Source organism: Streptomyces sp. NPDC088554 (assembly GCF_044752945.1).
Lineage (GTDB): Bacteria > Actinomycetota > Actinomycetes > Streptomycetales > Streptomycetaceae > Streptomyces.
The window spans coordinates 141,963-163,682 of record NZ_JBIVMF010000005.1 but is presented as its reverse complement, the minus strand read 5'-3'; the positions used below and the strand labels follow the sequence as shown (position 1 = coordinate 163,682).

Genomic DNA, 21,720 nt, shown 5'->3' with positions numbered 1-21,720 from the left:
ACCACACTCAACCGCAAGGGGGCGGCCCCACCCGCCATCCACGTCACCGGCCCACCTCTCACCCCGCCCGCCAGCTCTCCCCCGGTCCCAGGTACGTCGGCGTCAGGCCGCCCGTGTCCACCACCAGCCGTTGCAGGACCACCGTCGGGTCCACCATCCAGAACGACAGCCGGTGTGTTCCCGCCCCGCTCAGCCTGTGCCGGGTGGCGGTGCGGTTGATGTTGTCGGAGGTGTGGCGGGCCCACTGGCGGTTCATGGTCCCGTCGTCGGCACCGGTCGCGGCGATGATGTCCACCGTCTGCGGGGCGTCGTCGTCGAAGGAGACCGCGTACCGCAGACCCTCGACCGGCAGCGCCGGGTTGCGCGGGGATACGTACGCCCAGACCGTCACAGGACCGGGCGCCAGCAGGCCGATCTCGTACTCCAGCCGGGGTGAGCCGCCGCGCGGGGTCTGCCGGGGGGCGGTGACCGGGAAGGGGGTCATGCCCGCGCCCGTACGCCCGATCCGGTCGACGCGCCGCCACGTAACACCCCCACCGCCCCCAACACTCCCGCTGCCCCCGCCGTCCCCACCCACCGCCCGCGTGAAGTGCTCCGCGTCGATGGCGGCATAGCCGCCCGCCGCCACGAAGCCCCGCAGCCCGCGCAGCCCCCGCACCTCGCTCGGCGTCGGGCGCGCCGCGACCGCGCCGACCGTGACCACGGCGCCGTCCGGGCCATGGACGGCGATGTCCGCCTCCGTACGGCCGTAGGGCGCACGGGACCAGTCCACCCGCAGGGTCACCCGTACCTGCTGGTCGACCCGGCCGCTCGGGTGGTCCGCCGTGATCCAGTCCACCGACGGCACCACGCGGTACGCGAACGGCCGCCGCCCCCGGTTGAACACCTCGATGTACTGGTCGGGACAGGTCTGGTACGGACTGAACTCGGCCAGCACGAGAGGCACACCCTCCCGAGCCCCTCCCTCCCCCGGCCACCACCCCGCCGACCCGTCGACCGCCACCCCCAGCGCCGCCGTGTCCGGCGGTTCGACGCGCTGGACGGCGGGGAAGATCTCGTCGGGCAGGGCCACATGGTTGCGCTCGGGCTGCTGCCAGGGCGCGTCGGGGCCGTACCGCTCGATGTCCCCGTATCCGATGTGCGGCTGGGTCTGGAAGCCCCGCCACTTGCCACCCGCGACCTGGCGGTTGTAGTGGTCCGCGAGGGCGAGGTCGTCGGCGAGCCGGGCCTCGGCGGCCGACGCGCGGTCGTTCGTGGCGGCCCGGCCCTGTGCCGCGTACAGCAGGTTGGTGAACTGCGCCTCGCGCAGCGCGTAGACGTTGGCGGTGGCCACGACCGCGTACCCCACCAGCTCGAACCACGCGTCCCGGGCCTCCGCCGGCAGCCGCCGTTCGATCCGGCGCGCGTCCTCGGCCAGCCGGCGCCATTCGCCGGTGACCCGCTCCAGCTCCCGGTGGCCGGTGAGCGAGAACGGCGTGGCGCGGTCGTCGTACACCACCGCCGACCGGTCCCGGGCGGGATCCTTCGCGGGATCCAACGTGATGGCCCGGTTGAGGAGTTCGGGCTTGCGGCGCGACTGGAGCTGGCCGTAGGTGGCGAGTACGTCGGCGACGGCGGCGGCCTGTGCCTCGCCGAAGTTCTGCCGGGCGTAGCGCAGTTCCCATTCGGGGAGCCGTTCGAGCGGCCAACGGTCCGGGTTCCAGGCGTAGTCGAGGAAGAACTGCGTCGGCAGTTCGTTCCCCTTGAGGTCACCCACATTGGTGACCCACAGCCCGTGATTGCCGTACGCGACGGCCTGGTACAGCTGATCCCACAGGTTGGGGAGGGAGGTGGTGTCGACCCACTTGTAGTTGCGGCCGAGGCCCACGTAGTCGAAGTGGTAATACAGCCCGTAGCCACCGCTCCTGGCGGGTTCGGCCGGGTCCGGGTGCTTGCGGATGTTGCCCCAGTTGTCGTCAGTGAGGACGACGGTGACGTCCTCGGGGGCGCGCAGCCCTCGGTCCCAGTAGTGCTGGACCTCCTTGTAGAGCGTCCACACCTGCGGGATCCCGGCGGGGTCCCGGCCGGTGACCTCCGCGAGGATGCTCCGCTGCGCGGCGATGATCTCCCGCATCAGCTCGATGCCGTCGCCGTCCGGCAGCCCGGTGTCACCATTGCCGCGCATGCCGAGGGTGACGACGCCCTCGAAGTCCTCCTCGACCATCCGGACGATGCCGTCGCGCCAGTACGCCCTGATCGCCTCGGCGTTGCGGACGTACGACCACTCGCCCGTACCGCCGTACGGATCGCGCCCGGGGGTGACGATACGGCCCGCGCTGTCGCGTACGGCGGGGACGGCGTGCCGGTTCCACTCCTCGATGCCCCGCATCATGGGCGCCTCGTGGGAGGTGCCCATGACGATGCCGTACTCCTTGGCGCGGGCGTGGTTGAGCGGATCGTCCTCGGCGAACGCGCGCCCCCACACCGCCGGCCACAGGTAGTTCGCCTTCAGCCGCAGCATCACCTCGAAGACCTTGGCGAAGAAGTCCGCGTTGAAGCCGCCGGGGCGGCCGGGCGCCTTGCCGGGACCGAAGAACGCGGGGGCCCAGGTGCCGAGCGCCGGGTTCTCGTCGTTGAGGAAGATGCCGCGGTACTTCACGGCGGGCGTGCCCTGCGTATGGCGGCCGGGCAGGACGTGGAGCGCGTCGCGGCGGACCGGGACCACGTCGTCCCACCAGTACCAGGGCGAGACACCGATCCCGAGGGAGACGTCGTACACCCCGAAGATCGTCCCGCGCGGATCGCTGCCCGCGACGACGAACGCGCGGTCCACCCCGGGCAGCGGGTGCTCGACCACGGTCTGCAACGAGGTCTCCCACTTCCCCTCGATGCCGCTGACGTCCAGCGTCCCGGCCGCGACCAGGCCGTCGATCAGCGCGCTGCGCCCGATCGTCCCGACGAGGACCACCTCCCGGTGCCCACGCACCCCGCGCGCCGTTCCGCGCCGGTCGGTGTCGGGCCGTATCCCTGTCACCCGTTCGATATCGTCCCGCAGGTCCCCCACCACCCGTACGACACCCGGATGGTCGTCCGCCGCGACCACCAGGGCTGCCGCCCGGCCCGAGCTCACCAAGGGGAAGGCCCCGGGCCGGGCACTGAAGGAGATGTACGAGCCCGGGTCGGTCGGCTGCGTACTGCCGCCCGGCGTGGCGGCCGGCGCCTCCCCGGAGAGTCCCGCAGCCCCCGCGAGCGCACCGAGGGCCGTGAGGCTCCCCCACCCCAGCCCCACCCCCGCCCCGGTGCCGAGAACGGCTCTGCGGCTGGGCTGCTGGGGAACATCGCTACCCATGACACTCCTCCAGTCGCTGACGTCACTCACTGACGTCACTTGCATACTGGGTCGGAAAATTCACCGAAACAATGGGTGTGCAGCCTCGAAAACTTTCGGTCTCGGCGCAAAGGCCCCATCCCGGCCAGAGCCGCACCTCCCCCTCCACCGAAGGCAACGCGGCCCCGGAAGCGGGCGCGACCTCGAAGACAACGCGACCCCGGAGGCAACGCGAAAGGCCCCGCCCACCGTCCGTGAGGACGGTGCGCGGGGCCCTTGCAGGTTGCCCGGGGGACGACTCCCCCGGATCACCAGGTCGGATCAGATCCGATCATCCGAGGATGATCAGACGTTGATCTTGGTGACCTGGCCGGCGCCGACGGTCCGGCCACCCTCACGGATGGCGAACTTGAGGCCCTCCTCCATGGCAACCGGCTGAATCAGGTTGACCGTCATGACGGTGTTGTCGCCCGGCATGACCATCTCGGTGCCCTCGGGAAGGGTCACCACGCCCGTTACGTCCGTGGTACGGAAGTAGAACTGCGGGCGGTAGTTGTTGAAGAAGGGGGTGTGACGGCCACCCTCGTCCTTCGACAGGATGTAGGCCTGGGCCTCGAACTCGGTGTGCGGCGTGACCGAACCGGGCTTGATGATGACCTGGCCGCGCTCGACGTCCTCGCGCTTGATGCCACGGAGGAGCAGACCGACGTTCTCACCGGCCTGGCCCTCGTCGAGCAGCTTGCGGAACATCTCGATGCCGGTGACCGTGGTGGTGGTCTTCTCCTGCTTGATGCCCACGATGTCAACGGTCTCGTTGACCTTGAGGACACCACGCTCGATACGACCGGTGACGACGGTGCCACGACCGGTGATCGTGAAGACGTCCTCGATCGGCATCAGGAACGGCTTGTCGACGTCGCGCTCGGGCTGCGGGATCGACTCGTCGACAGCGGCCATCAGCTCGAGGACGGTCTTGCCCCACTCCTCGTCGCCCTCAAGGGCCTTGAGCGCCGAGACCTTGACGACCGGAAGGTCGTCGCCCGGGAACTCGTACTCGGAGAGCAGCTCGCGAACCTCGAGCTCGACGAGCTCGAGGATCTCCTCGTCGTCCACCATGTCGGCCTTGTTCAGCGCGACAACGATGTACGGCACGCCGACCTGGCGGGCCAGGAGCACGTGCTCCTTGGTCTGCGGCATCGGGCCGTCGGTGGCCGCGACCACGAGGATGGCGCCGTCCATCTGCGCCGCACCCGTGATCATGTTCTTGATGTAGTCCGCGTGACCGGGGCAGTCGACGTGCGCGTAGTGACGCGACTCCGTCTGGTACTCGACGTGCGCGATCGAGATCGTAATACCGCGCTGGCGCTCCTCGGGAGCCTTGTCGATCTGGTCGAAGGCCGAGGCCTCGTTCAGGTCCGGGTACGCGTCATGCAGCACCTTGGTAATGGCGGCCGTGAGGGTCGTCTTACCGTGGTCGATGTGACCGATGGTGCCGATGTTGACGTGCGGCTTAGTCCGCTCGAACTTCGCCTTCGCCACTGGGGTCCTCCTGGAGTGGTTCTGTACGCCTTACTCATCGGCGCCAGGTGATCTTTGCTGGGATGCCGGGGCCCTGCGTATCCCCACCGCGGTGCGGCGGGGATACTCCAGGACTTCCGGTGACAAGCCTAAAGCGTGGACTCGGAAGAGTTACTCGCCCTTGGCCTTCGCGATGATCTCCTCGGCGACGTTCCGGGGAACCTCGGCGTAGGAGTCGAACTGCATCGAGTAGCTTGCGCGACCCGAGGTCTTGCTGCGGAGGTCTCCGACGTAGCCGAACATCTCCGACAGCGGTACCAGGCCCTTGACGACCTTGGCGTTGGCCCGGTCCTCCATGGCCTGGATCTGGCCACGGCGGGAGTTGATGTCGCCGATGACATCGCCCATGTAGTCCTCGGGCGTGGTGACCTCGACGGACATCATCGGCTCGAGGAGTACGGGGGACGCCCTGCGGGCACCCTCCTTGAACGCCTGCGAACCGGCGATCTTGAAGGCCAGTTCCGAGGAGTCGACCTCGTGGTAGCCACCGTCGAGAAGCGTGATGCGCACACCGGTCATCTCGTAACCGGCGAGGATGCCGAACTGCATGGCCTCCTGCGCGCCGGCGTCCACCGAAGGGATGTACTCCTTCGGGATACGCCCACCGGTGACCTTGTTCACGAACTCGTACGAGGTGTCGCCACCCTCGATGGGCTCGATCATGATCTGCACCTTGGCGAACTGCCCGGTGCCACCGGTCTGCTTCTTGTGGGTGTAGTCCACGCGCTCGACGGTCTTACGGATCGTCTCACGGTAAGCCACCTGCGGCTTGCCGACGTTCGCCTCGACCTTGAACTCGCGGCGCATCCGGTCGACCAGCACCTCAAGGTGGAGCTCGCCCATGCCGCCGATGACGGTCTGGCCGGTCTCCTCGTTGCTGTGCACCTGGAAGGAGGGGTCCTCCTCCGCGAGAGACTGGATGGCGACACCCAGCTTCTCCTGGTCACCCTTGGACTTGGGCTCGATCGCGACCTCGATGACCGGGGCCGGGAAGTCCATGGACTCCAGGATCACCTGGTTCTTGTCGTCGCACAGCGTCTCACCGGTGGTGGTCTGCTTCAGGCCCATGACGGCGACGATGTCTCCGGCGCCCGCCGACTCGATCTCCTCACGCTTGTTCGCGTGCATACGGTAGATCTTGCCGATGCGCTCCTTGCGGCCCTTCACCGAGTTCAGCACCGCGGTGCCGGACTCCAGAAGGCCGGAGTACACCCGGATGAAGGTGAGCTTGCCCAGGTGCGGGTCGCGCATGATCTTGAACGCCAGCGCGGCCAGCGGCTCGTCGACGGAGGGCTTGCGCTTGACGACCAGCTCGGGGTCCTTCACGTCGTGGCCCTCGATGGCCTCGACGTCGAGCGGGGTCGGCAGGTAGCGCACGACCGCGTCGAGCAGGGGCTGGACGCCCTTGTTCTTGAACGCGGTACCGCAGAACACCGGGGTGACGGTGGTCGTGTCGGCCTTGCCGGAGGCGATGGTGATACGACGGATCGCCGCGTACAGCTGCTCCTCGGTGGGCGTGGTGCCCTCCAGGTACAGCTCCATCAGCTCGTCGTCGTTCTCCGAGACGGTCTCCAGCAGCTTGCCGTGCCACTCCTCGGCGGCCTCGGCGTACTCGGCCGGGATGTCGACGACGTCGTACATCTCGCCCTTGGCCGCCTCGGCGGACCAGACGAGCGCCTTCATCCGTACGAGGTCGATGACGCCCTGGAAGTCGGCCTCGGCACCGATCGGAAGCTGCATGACGATCGGAACCGCGCCCAGGCGGTCCGAGATCATCTCGACGCAGCGGTGGAACTCCGCGCCGGTCCGGTCGAGCTTGTTGACGAAGCAGATGCGGGGGACACCGTAACGGTCCGCCTGGCGCCATACGGTCTCGGACTGCGGTTCCACACCGGCGACACCGTCGAACACGGTGACAGCACCGTCGAGGACGCGGAGCGAACGCTCCACCTCGACCGTGAAGTCCACGTGGCCCGGGGTGTCGATGATGTTGATGGTGTGGTCGACGTCCTCGAGCGGCCAGTGACAGGTCGTCGCGGCGGACGTGATGGTGATGCCGCGCTCCTGCTCCTGCTCCATCCAGTCCATCGTGGCAGCGCCATCGTGGACTTCACCGATCTTGTAGCTCACACCGGTGTAAAACAGGATGCGCTCGGTGGTCGTCGTCTTGCCCGCGTCGATGTGGGCCATGATCCCGATGTTGCGGACCTTGGCCAGGTCAAGCGAAGTGGTGGCCATAAGGCTCAATCTTCTCTCGGTCTCGATGTGGGGAGCGACTACCAGCGGTAGTGCGCGAAGGCCTTGTTGGATTCGGCCATCTTGTGCGTGTCCTCACGCTTCTTGACCGAGGCGCCGAGACCGTTGGAGGCGTCGAGCAGCTCGTTCATGAGGCGTTCGGTCATCGTCTTCTCGCGACGGGCGCGGGAGTAACCCACGACCCAGCGCAGGGCGAGGGTGGCGGCGCGACCGGGCTTGACCTCGATCGGCACCTGGTAGGTGGCGCCACCGACACGGCGGGACTTGACCTCGAGCGTGGGCTTGACGTTCTCAAGCGCGCGCTTCAGGGTGATGACCGGGTCGTTACCGGTCTTCTCGCGCAGGCCCTCCATGGCGCCGTACACGATCCGCTCGGCGGTGGAACGCTTGCCGTTGAGCAGAAGCTTGTTGATCAGTGACGTGACAAGAGGAGAACCATAGACCGGGTCGATGATGACCGGGCGCTTCGGGGCGGGGCCCTTACGAGGCATTCTTACTTCTCCTTCTTGGCGCCGTAGCGGCTGCGGGCCTGCTTGCGGTTCTTGACACCCTGGGTGTCAAGGGAGCCGCGGATGATCTTGTAGCGAACACCCGGCAGGTCCTTCACACGGCCACCACGCACGAGCACGATCGAGTGCTCCTGCAGGTTGTGTCCCTCGCCCGGAATGTAGGCCGTGACCTCGATACCAGAGGTCAGACGCACACGCGCGACCTTCCGGAGAGCGGAGTTCGGCTTCTTCGGGGTGGTCGTGAAGACGCGCGTGCAGACGCCACGACGCTGGGGCGAACCCTCAAGCGCGGGCGTCTTGTTCTTCTCGACCTTGTCCTGCCGGCCCTTCCGGACCAGCTGCTGGATCGTAGGCACTACTTCTCCGGTTTCTGTGTGCCGTTAGTGAAACTAACCTGGAACACCTCCGACCCACGCGGTCGGGTGTGTCGAATACTGCATGACCCCGCGAGAGGCGGAGAGAGCACAGATTGCGGCGGGCCCGTACTCGGACCCCCGATGCGGCTGAAGACACGCACAGGAGCCCAGGCACACCCCAGGCACAAGGTCTGAGCGTACCTACCTCATCGACTCCGGTCAAAACAAATGCCGCGGACCCCGGATCGACCGCACCGCGTACCCACGCGTTGACGCCGCGTACCCGCCCTCGTCACCGTCTCCGAACGCCGGAGGGCGGTCTCCCCGTACCCACTGGTACGAGGAGACCGCCCTCCGGTCCGCTCACGCCTTACTGGTTGTACGGACCGTAGTCGTAGTCCTCCAGCGGTACGGCCTGGCCGGAGCCCGTACCGAACGGCGAGTAGTCGATGTCGTCGTAACCGACGGCCGAGTACATCGCGGCCTTGGCTTCCTCGGTCGGCTCGACCCGGATGTTGCGGTAGCGGGACAGACCCGTACCGGCCGGGATGAGCTTACCGATGATGACGTTCTCCTTGAGGCCGATCAGGGAGTCCGACTTGGCGTTGATCGCCGCGTCGGTGAGGACCCTGGTCGTCTCCTGGAAGGACGCCGCCGACAGCCACGACTCGGTGGCCAGCGAGGCCTTGGTGATACCCATCAGCTGCGGACGGCCGGAGGCCGGGTGGCCGCCTTCCGTGACCACACGACGGTTCTCGGTCTCGAACTTCGAGCGCTCCACCAGCTCGCCCGGCAGCAGCTCCGCGTCGCCGGACTCGATGATCGTCACACGGCGCAGCATCTGCCGGATGATGATCTCGATGTGCTTGTCGTGGATCGACACACCCTGCGAGTTGTAGACCTTCTGGACTTCGCCGACCAGGTGGACCTGGACCGCGCGCTGACCGAGGATCCGCAGCACGTCGTGCGGGTTGGTGGCACCGACGGTGAGCTTCTGGCCCACCTGGACCGGGTCGCCCTCGCCCACCAGCAGACGGGCGCGCTTGGAGATCGGGAACGCCGTCTCCTCGCTGCCGTCGTCGGGGGTGACGACGAGCTTCTTGGTCTTCTCGGTCTCCTCGATACGGACGCGGCCCGCCGCCTCCGAGATCGGGGCGACACCCTTGGGCGTACGGGCTTCGAAGAGCTCGACGACTCGGGGCAGACCCTGGGTGATGTCGTCACCGGCCACACCACCGGTGTGGAAGGTACGCATCGTCAGCTGGGTACCGGGCTCACCGATGGACTGGGCGGCGATGATGCCGACCGCCTCACCGATGTCGACCAGCTTGCCGGTGGCCAACGAGCGGCCGTAGCAGAAGGCACAGGTGCCGACCGCGGACTCGCAGGTCAGGACCGAGCGGGTCTTGACCTCCTCGACCCCGGCGGCCACGACGGCGTCGATCAGGACATCGCCCAGGTCGACATTGGCCGGCGCGATGACCTTGCCGTCGACGACGACGTCCTCGGCGAGCATCCGCGCGTAGACGGACGTCTCGACGTCCTCCGCCTTGCGCAGGACACCGTCGGCGCCGCGCTCGGCGATCCGCAGCTTCAGACCGCGGTCGGTGCCGCAGTCCTCCTCGCGGATGATGACGTCCTGCGAGACGTCCACCAGACGACGGGTGAGGTAACCCGAGTCGGCGGTACGCAGGGCGGTGTCGGCCAGACCCTTACGGGCACCGTGGGTGGAGATGAAGTACTCCAGCACGGACAGACCTTCACGGAAGGACGCCTTGATGGGACGCGGGATCGTCTCGTTCTTGGCGTTGGACACCAGACCACGCATACCGGCGATCTGACGCATCTGCATCATGTTTCCGCGAGCACCCGAGTTCACCATCATGAAGATGGGGTTGGTCTTCGGGAAGTTCGCGTTCATCGCCTCGGCGACCTCGTTGGTCGCCTTGGTCCAGATCGCGATGAGCTCCTGCGTGCGCTCGTCCTTGGTGATCAGACCGCGCTCGTACTGCTTCTGGACCTTCTCGTCCTGCGCCTCGTAACCCTGGACGATCGCCTTCTTCGCCTCGGGCACGACGACATCGGAGATGGCGACGGTGACACCGGAGCGGGTCGCCCAGAAGAAGCCGGCCGCCTTCAGGTTGTCGAGCGTCGCCGCCACGATGACCTTGGGGTAGCGCTCGGCCAGGTCGTTGACGATCTCGGAGAGCTGCTTCTTGCCCACCGAGTAGTCGACGAACGGGTAGTCCTCGGGCAGCAGCTCGTTGAAGAGCGCGCGGCCCAGGGTGGTGCGGAGACGGAACGGGTCGCCCTGCTGCCACGCGACGGCGGTGCCGTCGGTGTCGGCCTCGGCGCTGACCGGCGGGGTCCAGCCGCGCGGCGGGATGGTGCCCACCGGGAAGCGGATGTCGACCTTCGCCTGGAGCGACAGCTCCCGGTTGTCGAACGCCATGGTCGCCTCGGCGGTGGAGCCGAAGGACCGGCCCTCGCCGATGACCTTGCGCTCTTCCTCGTCCGTGGTGAGGAAGAAGAGACCGAGCACCATGTCCTGGGTCGGCATGGTGACCGGACGGCCGTCGGCCGGCTTCAGGATGTTGTTCGAGGACAGCATCAGGATGCGGGCCTCGGCCTGCGCCTCCGCGGAGAGCGGCAGGTGGACGGCCATCTGGTCACCGTCGAAGTCCGCGTTGAACGCGGTGCAGACGAGCGGGTGGATCTGGATGGCCTTGCCCTCGACCAGCTGCGGCTCGAAGGCCTGGATGCCCAGGCGGTGCAGGGTCGGCGCACGGTTCAGCAGCACCGGGTGCTCGGCGATGACCTCTTCGAGCACGTCGTACACGACCGTGCGGCCGCGCTCGACCATGCGCTTCGCCGACTTGATGTTCTGCGCGTGGTTCAGGTCCACCAGGCGCTTCATCACGAACGGCTTGAAGAGCTCCAGTGCCATGGCCTTCGGCAGACCGCACTGGTGCAGCTTGAGCTGCGGGCCGACGACGATCACGGAACGGGCCGAGTAGTCGACTCGCTTGCCGAGGAGGTTCTGACGGAAACGGCCCTGCTTGCCCTTGAGCATGTCGCTCAGGGACTTCAGCGGACGGTTACCGGGACCGGTCACCGGGCGACCACGGCGGCCGTTGTCGAACAGCGCGTCGACGGCCTCCTGGAGCATCCGCTTCTCGTTGTTCACGATGATCTCGGGGGCACCGAGGTCGAGGAGACGCTTGAGGCGGTTGTTGCGGTTGATCACACGGCGGTACAGATCGTTCAGGTCGGAGGTCGCGAAGCGGCCGCCGTCCAGCTGCACCATCGGACGCAGGTCCGGCGGGATGACCGGGACGCAGTCCAGCACCATGCCCTTGGGGCTGTTGCTGGTCTGGAGGAACGCGGAGACGACCTTGAGGCGCTTCAGCGCACGGGTCTTCTTCTGGCCCTTGCCGGTACGGATGATCTCGCGGAGGCGCTCGGCCTCCTCGTCCAGGTCGAAGGACTCCAGGCGCTTCTGCAGCGCCGCGGCACCCATCGAACCGTCGAAGTACGTGCCGAAGCGGTCACGCAGCTCGCGATAGAGCAGCTCGTCGCCCTCCAGGTCCTGGACCTTGAGGTTCTTGAAGCGGCTCCACACCTCGTCGAGGCGGTCGATCTCGCGCTGCGCACGGTCGCGCAGCTGCTTCATCTCGCGCTCGGCACCTTCGCGCACCTTGCGGCGTACGTCGGCCTTGGCGCCCTCGGCCTCCAGCTCGGCCAGGTCGGTCTCGAGCTTCTTGGCGCGGGCTTCGAGGTCGGAGTCGCGACGGTTCTCGGTCTGCTGACGCTCGACGGAGACATGCGCCTCCAGCGACGGCAGATCGCGCGTACGGCGCTCCTCGTCCACGAACGTGATCATGTACGCGGCGAAGTAGATGACCTTTTCGAGGTCCTTCGGCGCCAGGTCCAGCAGGTATCCGAGGCGGGAGGGAACGCCCTTGAAGTACCAGATGTGGGTGACGGGCGCGGCCAGCTCAATGTGGCCCATCCGCTCACGGCGCACCTTGGCGCGCGTGACTTCCACGCCACAGCGCTCACAGATGATGCCCTTGAAGCGGACACGCTTGTACTTGCCGCAGTAGCACTCCCAGTCCCGGGTCGGACCGAAGATCTTCTCGCAGAAGAGTCCGTCCTTTTCGGGCTTGAGCGTGCGGTAGTTGATGGTCTCCGGCTTCTTCACTTCGCCGTGCGACCAGGTCCGGATGTCGTCCGCGGTGGCAAGGCCGATCCGCAGCTCGTCGAAGAAGTTGACGTCGAGCACTTGTCGTCAATCCCTCTTTCGGGGGTTCGAGCCCCTCGCGTCAGCGAGAAAATGGGGCACTTCAGCAATGGTCTGAACGGGTCCGGGGAGAGCCGGCCGGATCGGTGATCCGGCCGGCGAACCCGTCAGACCTCTTCGACGCTGCTCGGCTCGCGCCGGGACAGGTCGATACCGAGCTCCTCCGCCGCGCGGAAGACGTCCTCGTCCGTGTCACGCATCTCGATGGACATGCCGTCCGAGGACAGCACCTCCACGTTGAGGCAGAGCGACTGCATTTCCTTGATGAGCACCTTGAAGGACTCGGGAATGCCGGGCTCGGGGATGTTCTCGCCCTTGACGATGGCCTCGTAGACCTTCACGCGGCCGGTCACGTCGTCGGACTTGATCGTCAGCAGCTCCTGGAGTGCGTACGCGGCGCCATAAGCCTCCAGCGCCCACACCTCCATCTCACCGAAGCGCTGACCACCGAACTGGGCCTTACCACCCAGCGGCTGCTGGGTGATCATCGAGTACGGACCGGTCGACCGGGCGTGCAGCTTGTCGTCGACCAGGTGGTGGAGCTTGAGGATGTACATGTACCCGATCGAGATCGGGTCCGGGAACGGCTCACCGGAGCGGCCGTCGAACATCCGGGCCTTACCGGAGCCCTTGACCATCCGCTCACCGTCGCGGTTCGGGATCGTGGACTCGAAGAGTCCGGAGATCTCGTCCTCGCGGGCGCCGTCGAAGACCGGGGTCGCGACGTTGGTGCCGGGCGCGACCTCGTCGGCGCCGATGGACTTCAGCCGCTCCATCCACTCCTCGTTGCCCTCGACCTTCCAGCCCTGGCTGGCGAGCCAGCCGAGGTGGATTTCGAGGACCTGTCCCGGGTTCATTCGGGACGGCACGCCGAGCGGGTTGAGGATGATGTCGACCGGGGTGCCGTCCTCCAGGAACGGCATGTCCTCGATCGGCAGGATCTTCGAGATGACGCCCTTGTTGCCGTGACGGCCGGCGAGCTTGTCACCATCGGTGATCTTGCGCTTCTGCGCGACGTACACACGAACCAGCTGGTTCACGCCGGGCGGCAGCTCGTCGCCCTCCTCGCGGTCGAAGACGCGGACGCCGATGACCTTGCCGACCTCACCGTGCGGCACCTTCAGCGAGGTGTCGCGGACCTCACGGGCCTTCTCGCCGAAGATCGCGCGGAGCAGCCGCTCCTCCGGGGTCAGCTCGGTCTCGCCCTTGGGCGTGACCTTGCCGACCAGGATGTCCCCGGCGACGACCTCGGCACCGATACGGATGATGCCGCGCTCGTCGAGGTCCGCGAGGACCTCTTCGGAGACGTTCGGGATGTCCCGGGTGATCTCCTCGGGGCCGAGCTTGGTGTCACGGGCGTCGACCTCGTGCTCCTCGATGTGGATCGAGGAGAGGACGTCGTCCTGCACCAGCCGCTGGCTGAGGATGATCGCGTCTTCGTAGTTGTGGCCCTCCCACGGCATGAACGCCACGAGGAGGTTCTTGCCGAGCGCCATCTCACCCTGCTGGGTGGCGGGCCCGTCGGCGAGGACCTGGCTCTCGACGACCCGGTCGCCCTCGTTGACGACGACCTTCTGGTTGACCGAGGTGCCCTGGTTGGAGCGGGAGAACTTGGCGATGCGGTACGTGGTGTACGTACCGTCGTCGTTGGCGACCGTGACGTAGTCCGCGGATACCTCCTGGACCACACCCGTCTTCTCCGCCTTGACGACGTCACCGGCGTCGACCGCGCAGCGGTACTCCATGCCGGTGCCGACGAGCGGCGCCTCGGACGTGATCAGGGGCACGGCCTGACGCATCATGTTCGCGCCCATGAGGGCACGGTTGGCGTCGTCGTGCTCCAGGAAGGGGATCATCGCGGTCGCGACGGACACCATCTGGCGCGGCGAGACGTCCATGTAGTCGACGTCGTCGCCCGGGATGTAGTCGACCTCGCCGCCACGACGGCGGACGAGCACGCGGGGCTCCGTGAAGCGCATGTCCTCGGAGAGCGTCGCGTTGGCCTGGGCGATGACGAAGCGGTCTTCCTCGTCGGCCGTCAGGTAGTCGACCTCGTCGGTGACGACACCATCGGTGACCTTGCGGTACGGCGTCTCCACGAAGCCGAACGCGTTGACCCGGCCGTACGAGGCGAGCGAGCCGATCAGACCGATGTTCGGGCCTTCGGGGGTCTCGATCGGGCACATGCGGCCGTAGTGCGACGGGTGCACGTCACGGACTTCGAAGCCGGCCCGCTCACGGGAGAGACCGCCGGGGCCCAGCGCCGACAGACGGCGCTTGTGGGTCAGACCCGACAGCGGGTTGTTCTGGTCCATGAACTGGGACAGCTGGCTGGTGCCGAAGAACTCCTTGATGGAGGCGACGACCGGCCGGATGTTGATCAGGGTCTGCGGCGTGATCGCCTCGACGTCCTGGGTCGTCATGCGCTCGCGCACGACGCGCTCCATCCTCGCCAGACCCGTACGGACCTGGTTCTGGATGAGCTCGCCGACGTTACGCAGACGACGGTTGCCGAAGTGGTCGATGTCGTCGGTCTCGACGACGATCTGGGTGCCGCTCTCGCCGACCGTCTCGGTCTCCCCGGCGTGCAGCTTGACCAGGTACTTGATGGTCGCGATGACGTCGTCGGTGGTGAGCACGCCGGCGTCCAGCGGCTCGTCCGCGCCGAGCTTCTTGTTCACCTTGTAGCGGCCGACCTTCGCGAGGTCGTAGCGCTTCGGGTTGAAGTAGAGGTTCTCCAGCAGCGTCTGAGCGGCTTCGCGCGTCGGGGGCTCGCCCGGACGCAGCTTGCGGTAGATGTCGAGAAGCGCGTCGTCCTGGCCCTGGGTGTGGTCCTTCTCCAGGGTGGCGCGCATGGACTCGTACTCGCCGAACTCTTCGAGGATCTGCTCGGTCGTCCAGCCGAGAGCCTTGAGGAGGACGGTGACGGACTGCTTGCGCTTGCGGTCGATGCGGACACCGACCATGTCGCGCTTGTCGATCTCCATCTCCAGCCAGGCACCCCGGGACGGGATGATCTTGGCGGAGAAGATGTCCTTGTCGGACGTCTTGTCGATCGAGGAGTCGAAGTAGACACCCGGCGAGCGGACCAGCTGGGACACCACGACACGCTCGGTGCCGTTGATGACGAAGGTGCCCTTGTTCGTCATGAGCGGGAAATCGCCCATGAAGACCGTCTGGGACTTGATCTCACCGGTCTCGTTGTTGGTGAACTCGGCGGTGACGAAGAGCGGGGCGGCGAACGTGAAGTCGCGGTCCTTGCACTCCTCGATCGAATTCTTGGACGGCTCGAAGCGGTGGTCGCGGAAGGTCAGCGACATCGACCCGGAGAAGTCCTCGATCGGGGAGATCTCCTCGAAGATCTCCTCCAGACCTGACTTCCTGGGGACGTCCTGCCCACTCTCGACAGCCGCCTCGACACGAGACTTCCAGGCGGGGTTGCCGAGGAGCCAGTCGAAGCTCTCGGTCTGGAGCGCCAGGAGGTTCGGAACCTCAAGCGGCTCCTTGATCTTTGCAAAGGAGATGCGCAGCGGGGCAGTGCTTGCGCCATTGTTCGTATTCGTGGTCGAGGCGTTGCGCGAGGCGGCCAAGAGGGGGTCCTTCCGAGGGCTCGGACTCACTACGCGCGTACCGGTCCCAAGCGGGGCATCGAGAGGGAAAGCCCAGTTCAGGGCTTTTCATTCACCGATGCTCGTGCGAGGGGGTGCCCCTGGTGACGGGCAGGGAGCAGCTAACAGGCAGCGCAAAGGGTCAGTGTAGCCACTTGGCACACTGATGTCCAGAGCGGGTTTTCCGACACCCTCGTTTTTCTCAACACCCTTGTCTCAACTGCGTGTCTCTACAGCAATCATCGCGCCGAAGGCGCACATCGTTACTGCCCTCTTCGCCGCCGATCCATGCCTCGGATCCGGATCGGTGTGACGACGCGTCCTGAGAATTGCGCGCTGCGTGCGGTTCGTCAAGGCCCCCCACCCCATGCGGACCGTCACGGGGCGTACGGAAGCACGGCGATGATCACGATACTCGCAGCGGGCCGAAGAGCAAGGCACCCCCCGCGGGAACGGCGAAGGGCGACCACCCGACTGGGTGATCGCCCTTCGCGTCAACGCTGCGCCTCACGGCGCCGAGACTGCCTCCGTACGCCTACAGGCGGGCGGCTGCGGACTCGCGTGAGGTCACTTGACCTCGACGGAGGCGCCGGCGGCCTTGAGGGACTCGGCGGCCTTCTCGGCGGCCTCCTTGGCGACCTTCTCGAGGACGGGCTTGGGGGCGCCGTCCACGAGGTCCTTGGCCTCCTTGAGGCCCAGGGAGGTGAGCTCGCGCACAACCTTGATGACCTGGATCTTCTTCTCGCCGGCACCCGTGAGGATGACGTCGAACTCGTCCTGCTCCTCGACGGCGTCGGCGACGGCGGCAGCGCCACCGGCGGCGGCAACGGCGACCGGGGCGGCGGCCGTGACGTCGAACTTCTCCTCGAAGGCCTTCACGAAGCCAGCGAGATCGATGAGGGTCATGTCCTCGAACTGCGCGAGCAGCTCGTCCTGGGTGAGCTTCGCCATGATGGCGGTCCTTCCACTATTCGGCTGGTGCCGTATGTACAGTTCCGCGGGCGTACCGGCCCGCTGTGGCCGACCGAGCGTGATTACTCGGAGTCGGCCTCGACGGGGGCCGGCGTACCGGCACCGTCCTGCTCTTCCTTCTTGGCACGAAGCGCTTCCGCGGTGCGGACGAACTTCGACGGAAGCGCCTGGAAGAGCGCGGCAGCCTGGGACTGCTTGCCCTTCATGGCACCCGCCAGCTTGGCGAGCAGAACCTCACGGGACTCGAGGTCCGCGAGCTTCTTGATCTCGTCGGCGGACAGCGCCTTACCATCAAGGACACCGCCCTTGATGACGAGATTCGGGTTGTCCTTGGCGAAGTCACGAAGACCCTTCGCCGACACCACCGGGTCACCGGTGACGAAGGCAACCGCCGTCGGACCTGCGAACAGGTCGTCCAGCGCGTTGATCCCGGCCTCGTTGGCCGCGATCTTGGTCAGCGTGTTCTTCACCACGGCGTACTGGGCGTTCTCACCGAGAGAACGACGCAGCTCCTTGAGCTGCGCCACGGTGAGACCCCGGTACTCGGTCAGCACGGCGGCATTCGAGCTGCGGAACTTGTCCGTCAGCTCGGCTACCGCGGCAGCCTTGTCGGGCCTTGCCATGAGCGTCGGCCTCCTTCCGGGTGATGAGGACCGCTCAGAAGGGGCTGGGCAAAACGAAACGCCCCGGCGCAGGCGCACGGGGCGTAGCTCAACCGAATGGAATCCGGGAGCTTTCCACAGTCACCTACGCGGGTCGTCCGCAGCTAGCGGATCCTTCGGCCACCGCACCCTCTTACGAGCACACGGCAACGACCAGCGGTCTTTGGCTTCTGGAGCAGAGTACGTGAACGGGGCTTCGACAGGCAAATCGCACCCTGGCGACGGCCTCAGCCCGCCGCGCTCTCCTTCATCATCTCTTCGAGATCCGCGACCTCGGCGGCCGGCGGGGCCTTGATCTCGACCGGCTTGTTGTAACCGGCGAACTTGATCGTCAGGTCCAGCGGACCCTTGTCGGAGGCGCCCCGGACGCGGAACTGCTTGGTCCGGTCGTCCTGGTCGATCCACATGTCCATCGTCAGCTTGTCGACGCCCATGTCCTCGTACCGTTTGAGCGTCTTCTCGGTGTTCTCCCTGGCCGCGGCGGGCTTCTCCGCCAGCGCCGCACGGACCTCGTCGAAGGGGAGCGTGCCCGAGTAGTGCGCGGTCCCGACCCCGTCGATGGTCTCGTCGCCGACCTTCTTCAGGTCTTCGGCGGCGGTCAGCGAGCCCGCCTCGGCCGCCGGGTTCTGGTCGGCCTGACCGGCCATGCCGCCCAGCGGATTCTCCCCGCCCTTCTCGGCGAGCGCGCCGACGGGGAATTTGAGCCAGCTCTTGCCGTCCATCTCGGCGGCGGCTTCCTCGCCCCCGTTGAGGTACAGGCCGTCGGAGGTGAGACGGATCTCCATCTCCTCCCGCTCCCCCTCGACCTCCATGCGCATCGTCATCCGCATGGCCAGGGGCTTCAGGCTCATCGACGCCTCCGCCTCGACGTCGCCCTCCCCGGGCACCTTCCCGCTCATCGTGTACGCCATCGAAGTGAGCTTCTCGTTCTTGTCCGCGGCCCGCTGGACGGCCGCCACCGGCGTCAGCTCCGCCTCGGCGGGCTCGGACCCACAGGCCGCGGTGGAGCACAGCAGAGCGCCCCCGAGCACGGCCACAGCGGCTCTGCGGTACATCGTCTTCATCAGGTTTCCCCCCGGAAATGAATGTGCGCAGACTCTATCTGCCACCACTGACAACGCCACCCGAATAAAAAGCCGGTCCCCGCCCCTCCGAAGAGGCGCGGGGACCGGCTTTCTGTACGGGTGACCCGTGGCTGCCGTCAGTGTCAGACGGCAGCCGGGTCCTCCTCGACGAGGAGGTTACGGGTGCGGTTGGCGTCCAGCGGGATGCCGGGGCCCATCGTGGTGGCCAGGGTGGCCTTCTTGATGTAGCGGCCCTTGGCGGCGGACGGCTTCAGACGGAGGATCTCCTCCAGCGCCGCGGCGTAGTTCTCGACCAGCTTCGTCTCGTCGAAGGAGACCTTGCCGATGATGAAGTGCAGGTTCGAGTGCTTGTCGACGCGGAACTCGATCTTGCCGCCCTTGATGTCGTTGACAGCCTTGGTGACATCCGGGGTGACCGTGCCGGTCTTCGGGTTCGGCATCAGACCACGCGGGCCGAGGACGCGGCCGAGGCGGCCGACCTTGCCCATGAGGTCCGGGGTGGCGACGACGGCGTCGAAGTCCAGACGGCCCTTCGCGACCTCGTCGATCAGTTCGTCGGCGCCGACGATGTCGGCGCCCGCGGCACGCGCGGCCTCGGCGCGGTCACCGGTCGCGAAGACCAGGACCCGGGCGGTCTTGCCGGTGCCGTGCGGGAGGTTCACGGTGCCACGGACCATCTGGTCGGCCTTGCGCGGGTCGACGCCCAGACGCATGGCCACCTCGACGGTGCCGTCGAACTTGGTGGTGGTGGTGTCCTTGGCGATACGGACGGCCTCGAGCGGGGCGTAGTTGCGCTCCCGGTCGATCTTGGCCTCCGCGCCACGGAGTGCCTTGCTGCGCTTCACTTCGTCTCCTGGTGATTCATCAAGTGTGGAGTTCGTGGTCCGGACCGCGCATGGTCCTGCCACTGGATGGAGCTGCCCGGCTGGGTCAGCCCTCGACCGTGACGCCCATGGAACGGGCGGTGCCGGCGATGATCTTCTCCGCGGCATCCAGGTCGTTGGCGTTCAGGTCGGGCATCTTCGTCGTGGCGATCTCGCGCACCTGGTCGCGGGTGAGCTTCGCGACCTTCTTGACGTGCGGCTCGCCGGAGCCCTTCTCCACACCGGCAGCCTTGAGGATCAGCTTGGCGGCGGGCGGAGTCTTGGTGATGAAGGTGAAGGAGCGGTCCTCGTAGACCGTGATCTCCACCGGCACGACCATGCCACGCTGCGACTCGGTCGCGGCGTTGTAGGCCTTGCAGAACTCCATGATGTTGACGCCGTGCTGACCCAGCGCGGGGCCGACCGGCGGGGCCGGGTTGGCCGCGCCGGCCTTGATCTGGAGCTTGATAAGCCCCGTGATCTTCTTCTTCTTGGGAGGCATTTCTCTCTCCGGGTCCTAGTGAGAGTGTTTCGGCCACCATCCGGTCATCCGGACGGAGGCATACCGCACAACGATAACGGGTATGGCCTCGCAGCCAAAAACCAACAGGTCAGACAGGTACGAAACCCCGCCCGACCTGTCGAAACCACTGGCTGCTACATCACCTGCCGCGCTCAACCGGTCACACGGCCCGCTTGGAGCGGCAGTTGGTCACCGCGTAGCAGCGCGCCCCTTCGGGGGCCTCGAACCGGACCGGACGGCTGTCGACGACGTTCCCGTCGGCACGACGGCACCGCGCCCCGCGATAGCTCTGTCCGCGTCTGTCCGCGCACGAAGAAGTCCCCACCCGCGGGCAGACCGCTGGTGGGGACTTCTCGAAAACTGTGGTCCGGCTAGTTCTTCTGGATCTGGTCGAAGCTCAGCTCGACCGGGGTCTCGCGGCCGAAGATCTCGACCAGCCCCTTGACCTTCTTCGAGTCGGCGTTGATCTCGTTGATCGTCGCCTGGAGCGTGGCGAACGGGCCGTCGGTGACGGTGACCGAGTCACCCACCTCGAAGTCCAGCACCTGGACCTCGACCTTGCGGGACGGAGCCGGCTTGCCCTCGGCCTCGGCGGCCTCACGGGCGGCCTTCTCCTCGGCCTCGGGGGCGAGCATCTTGACGATCTCGTCCAGGGTCAGCGGGTACGGGTCGTAGGCGTTGCCCACGAAGCCGGTGACGCCGGGGGTGTTGCGGACGACGCCCCAGGACTCGTTCGTCAGATCCATGCGCACCAGGACGTAGCCCGGAAGCTTGTTCTGGCGAACGTTCTTGCGCTCGCCGTTCTTGATCTGGACGATCTCTTCCTCGGGGACTTCGGCCTGGTAGACGAACTCCTCGACGTTCAGCGAGACGGCGCGCTGCTCCAGGTTGGCCTTCACGCGCTTCTCGTAGCCCGCGTAGGTGTGGATCACATACCACTCGCCGGGCAGCGCGCGCAGTTCCTCGCGGAGCGCGGCGACCGGGTCGACGGCGGGAGCGTCGGCCTCGGCCGCGTCCTCATCGTCCTCGGACTCCTCGTCGGAGTCGATGTCCTCGGAGGACTCGACAGCGTCGGTCTCCTCGTCGGAGTCGGCCTCGCCGGACTCGTCGTCCGTCTCGTCCTCGGCGCGTACGGCGGCCTCTTCGGCCTGCTCGCCCGCAGCGATGTCAGCGGCTTCGGCCCGGTCTGGCTCGACAGCGTCCGCCGCCTCGACGATGCCGGTCTCGTCCTCACGGGACTCCACCGACTCTCGGGCGTCGTTCAGTTTCGGGTCAGACACGGTGGCTGCTTCTTCCTGGCTCAATGGGTGGAACACGCGAAAGGGGCGCCGCACCGGGCGCCACTACGCGGGATCAGCCGAAGACGTACTTGATTGCTTGCTGGAAGCCATAGTCAATCACGGTCACCAGACCGATCATGACGACAACGAAGACAATCACCACTGTGGTGTACGTCGTCAGCTGGCTACGAGTCGGCCAGACGACCTTGCGCAGCTCTGCGACGATCTGGCGGTAGAAGAGCGCGAGACGGCCCAGAGGCCCCTTCTTGCCGCGCTTGCCACCTTTACGGGGCTTCTTCGACTCGGCGGACTCATCGTCGGCATCAGGCTTGTCGATGGAGCCCACGGCGTCCGTCACGCTCTCTCACCTGATTCCGGGTCGTGACCGTGCCGCGCCCGGGGGAGCCGCACGGCGATG

At 66.9% G+C, this 21,720-nt stretch carries 14 protein-coding genes; all 14 read right to left on the bottom strand.

The window, feature by feature from the left end; translation table 11 throughout:
- Positions 1–58 precede the first annotated feature (58 nt).
- The 14 genes from ACIP8W_RS08120 to secE all read right to left on the bottom strand — a co-directional run bounded on the left by ACIP8W_RS08120 (position 59) and on the right by secE (position 21,660).
- Entirely contained in the window at positions 59–3,328 is a 3,270-nt protein-coding gene (locus tag ACIP8W_RS08120) for a glycosyl hydrolase 115 family protein (protein WP_402202372.1), read from the bottom strand.
- A gap of 324 nt (positions 3,329–3,652) precedes the next feature.
- Positions 3,653–4,846, bottom strand: a complete 1,194-nt coding sequence (gene tuf / locus ACIP8W_RS08115) for an elongation factor Tu (protein ID WP_401951663.1) — start codon at positions 4,844–4,846, stop codon at positions 3,653–3,655.
- 150 nt (positions 4,847–4,996) lie between these two features.
- Complete coding sequence (gene fusA, locus ACIP8W_RS08110) at positions 4,997–7,123, bottom strand: elongation factor G (RefSeq protein ID WP_401951665.1); 2,127 nt, start codon at positions 7,121–7,123, stop codon at positions 4,997–4,999.
- A gap of 38 nt (positions 7,124–7,161) precedes the next feature.
- Positions 7,162–7,632, bottom strand: a complete 471-nt coding sequence (gene rpsG / locus ACIP8W_RS08105) for a 30S ribosomal protein S7 (RefSeq protein ID WP_030351427.1) — start codon at positions 7,630–7,632, stop codon at positions 7,162–7,164.
- A 2-nt stretch (positions 7,633–7,634) separates the two neighbouring features.
- Positions 7,635–8,006: a 30S ribosomal protein S12 gene (rpsL, locus tag ACIP8W_RS08100; RefSeq protein WP_003948652.1), complete on the bottom strand. Its 372-nt coding sequence runs from the start codon at positions 8,004–8,006 to the stop codon at positions 7,635–7,637.
- Positions 8,007–8,376: 370 nt separating this feature from the next.
- Positions 8,377–12,291, bottom strand: a complete 3,915-nt coding sequence (locus tag ACIP8W_RS08095; protein ID WP_401951667.1) for a DNA-directed RNA polymerase subunit beta' — start codon at positions 12,289–12,291, stop codon at positions 8,377–8,379.
- A gap of 125 nt (positions 12,292–12,416) precedes the next feature.
- Positions 12,417–15,899 carry a DNA-directed RNA polymerase subunit beta gene (gene rpoB, locus ACIP8W_RS08090; RefSeq protein WP_401951670.1) on the bottom strand — a complete coding sequence of 1,161 codons (3,483 nt, stop codon included), beginning with the start codon at positions 15,897–15,899 and terminating at the stop codon, positions 12,417–12,419.
- A 585-nt stretch (positions 15,900–16,484) separates the two neighbouring features.
- Positions 16,485–16,868, bottom strand: a complete 384-nt coding sequence (rplL, locus tag ACIP8W_RS08085; protein ID WP_402150630.1) for a 50S ribosomal protein L7/L12 — start codon at positions 16,866–16,868, stop codon at positions 16,485–16,487.
- Between the two features lie 83 nt (positions 16,869–16,951).
- Complete coding sequence (gene rplJ / locus ACIP8W_RS08080; protein ID WP_401951675.1) at positions 16,952–17,512, bottom strand: 50S ribosomal protein L10; 561 nt, start codon at positions 17,510–17,512, stop codon at positions 16,952–16,954.
- 266 nt (positions 17,513–17,778) lie between these two features.
- Positions 17,779–18,615 (bottom strand): DUF6612 family protein, encoded by an 837-nt coding sequence (locus ACIP8W_RS08075; RefSeq protein WP_402202369.1) that lies wholly within the window; start codon positions 18,613–18,615, stop codon positions 17,779–17,781.
- Positions 18,616–18,758: 143 nt separating this feature from the next.
- Positions 18,759–19,481: a 50S ribosomal protein L1 gene (gene rplA, locus ACIP8W_RS08070; protein WP_401951681.1), complete on the bottom strand. Its 723-nt coding sequence runs from the start codon at positions 19,479–19,481 to the stop codon at positions 18,759–18,761.
- Between the two features lie 85 nt (positions 19,482–19,566).
- Positions 19,567–20,001 (bottom strand): 50S ribosomal protein L11, encoded by a 435-nt coding sequence (rplK, locus tag ACIP8W_RS08065; protein ID WP_401951684.1) that lies wholly within the window; start codon positions 19,999–20,001, stop codon positions 19,567–19,569.
- Between the two features lie 392 nt (positions 20,002–20,393).
- The gene (nusG, locus tag ACIP8W_RS08060; protein WP_402202366.1) at positions 20,394–21,302 is read right to left on the bottom strand and encodes a transcription termination/antitermination protein NusG; all 909 of its coding nucleotides are present in this window, start codon (positions 21,300–21,302) and stop codon (positions 20,394–20,396) included.
- 73 nt (positions 21,303–21,375) lie between these two features.
- Positions 21,376–21,660, bottom strand: a complete 285-nt coding sequence (gene secE / locus ACIP8W_RS08055; protein ID WP_114622197.1) for a preprotein translocase subunit SecE — start codon at positions 21,658–21,660, stop codon at positions 21,376–21,378.
- Positions 21,661–21,720 lie beyond the last annotated feature (60 nt).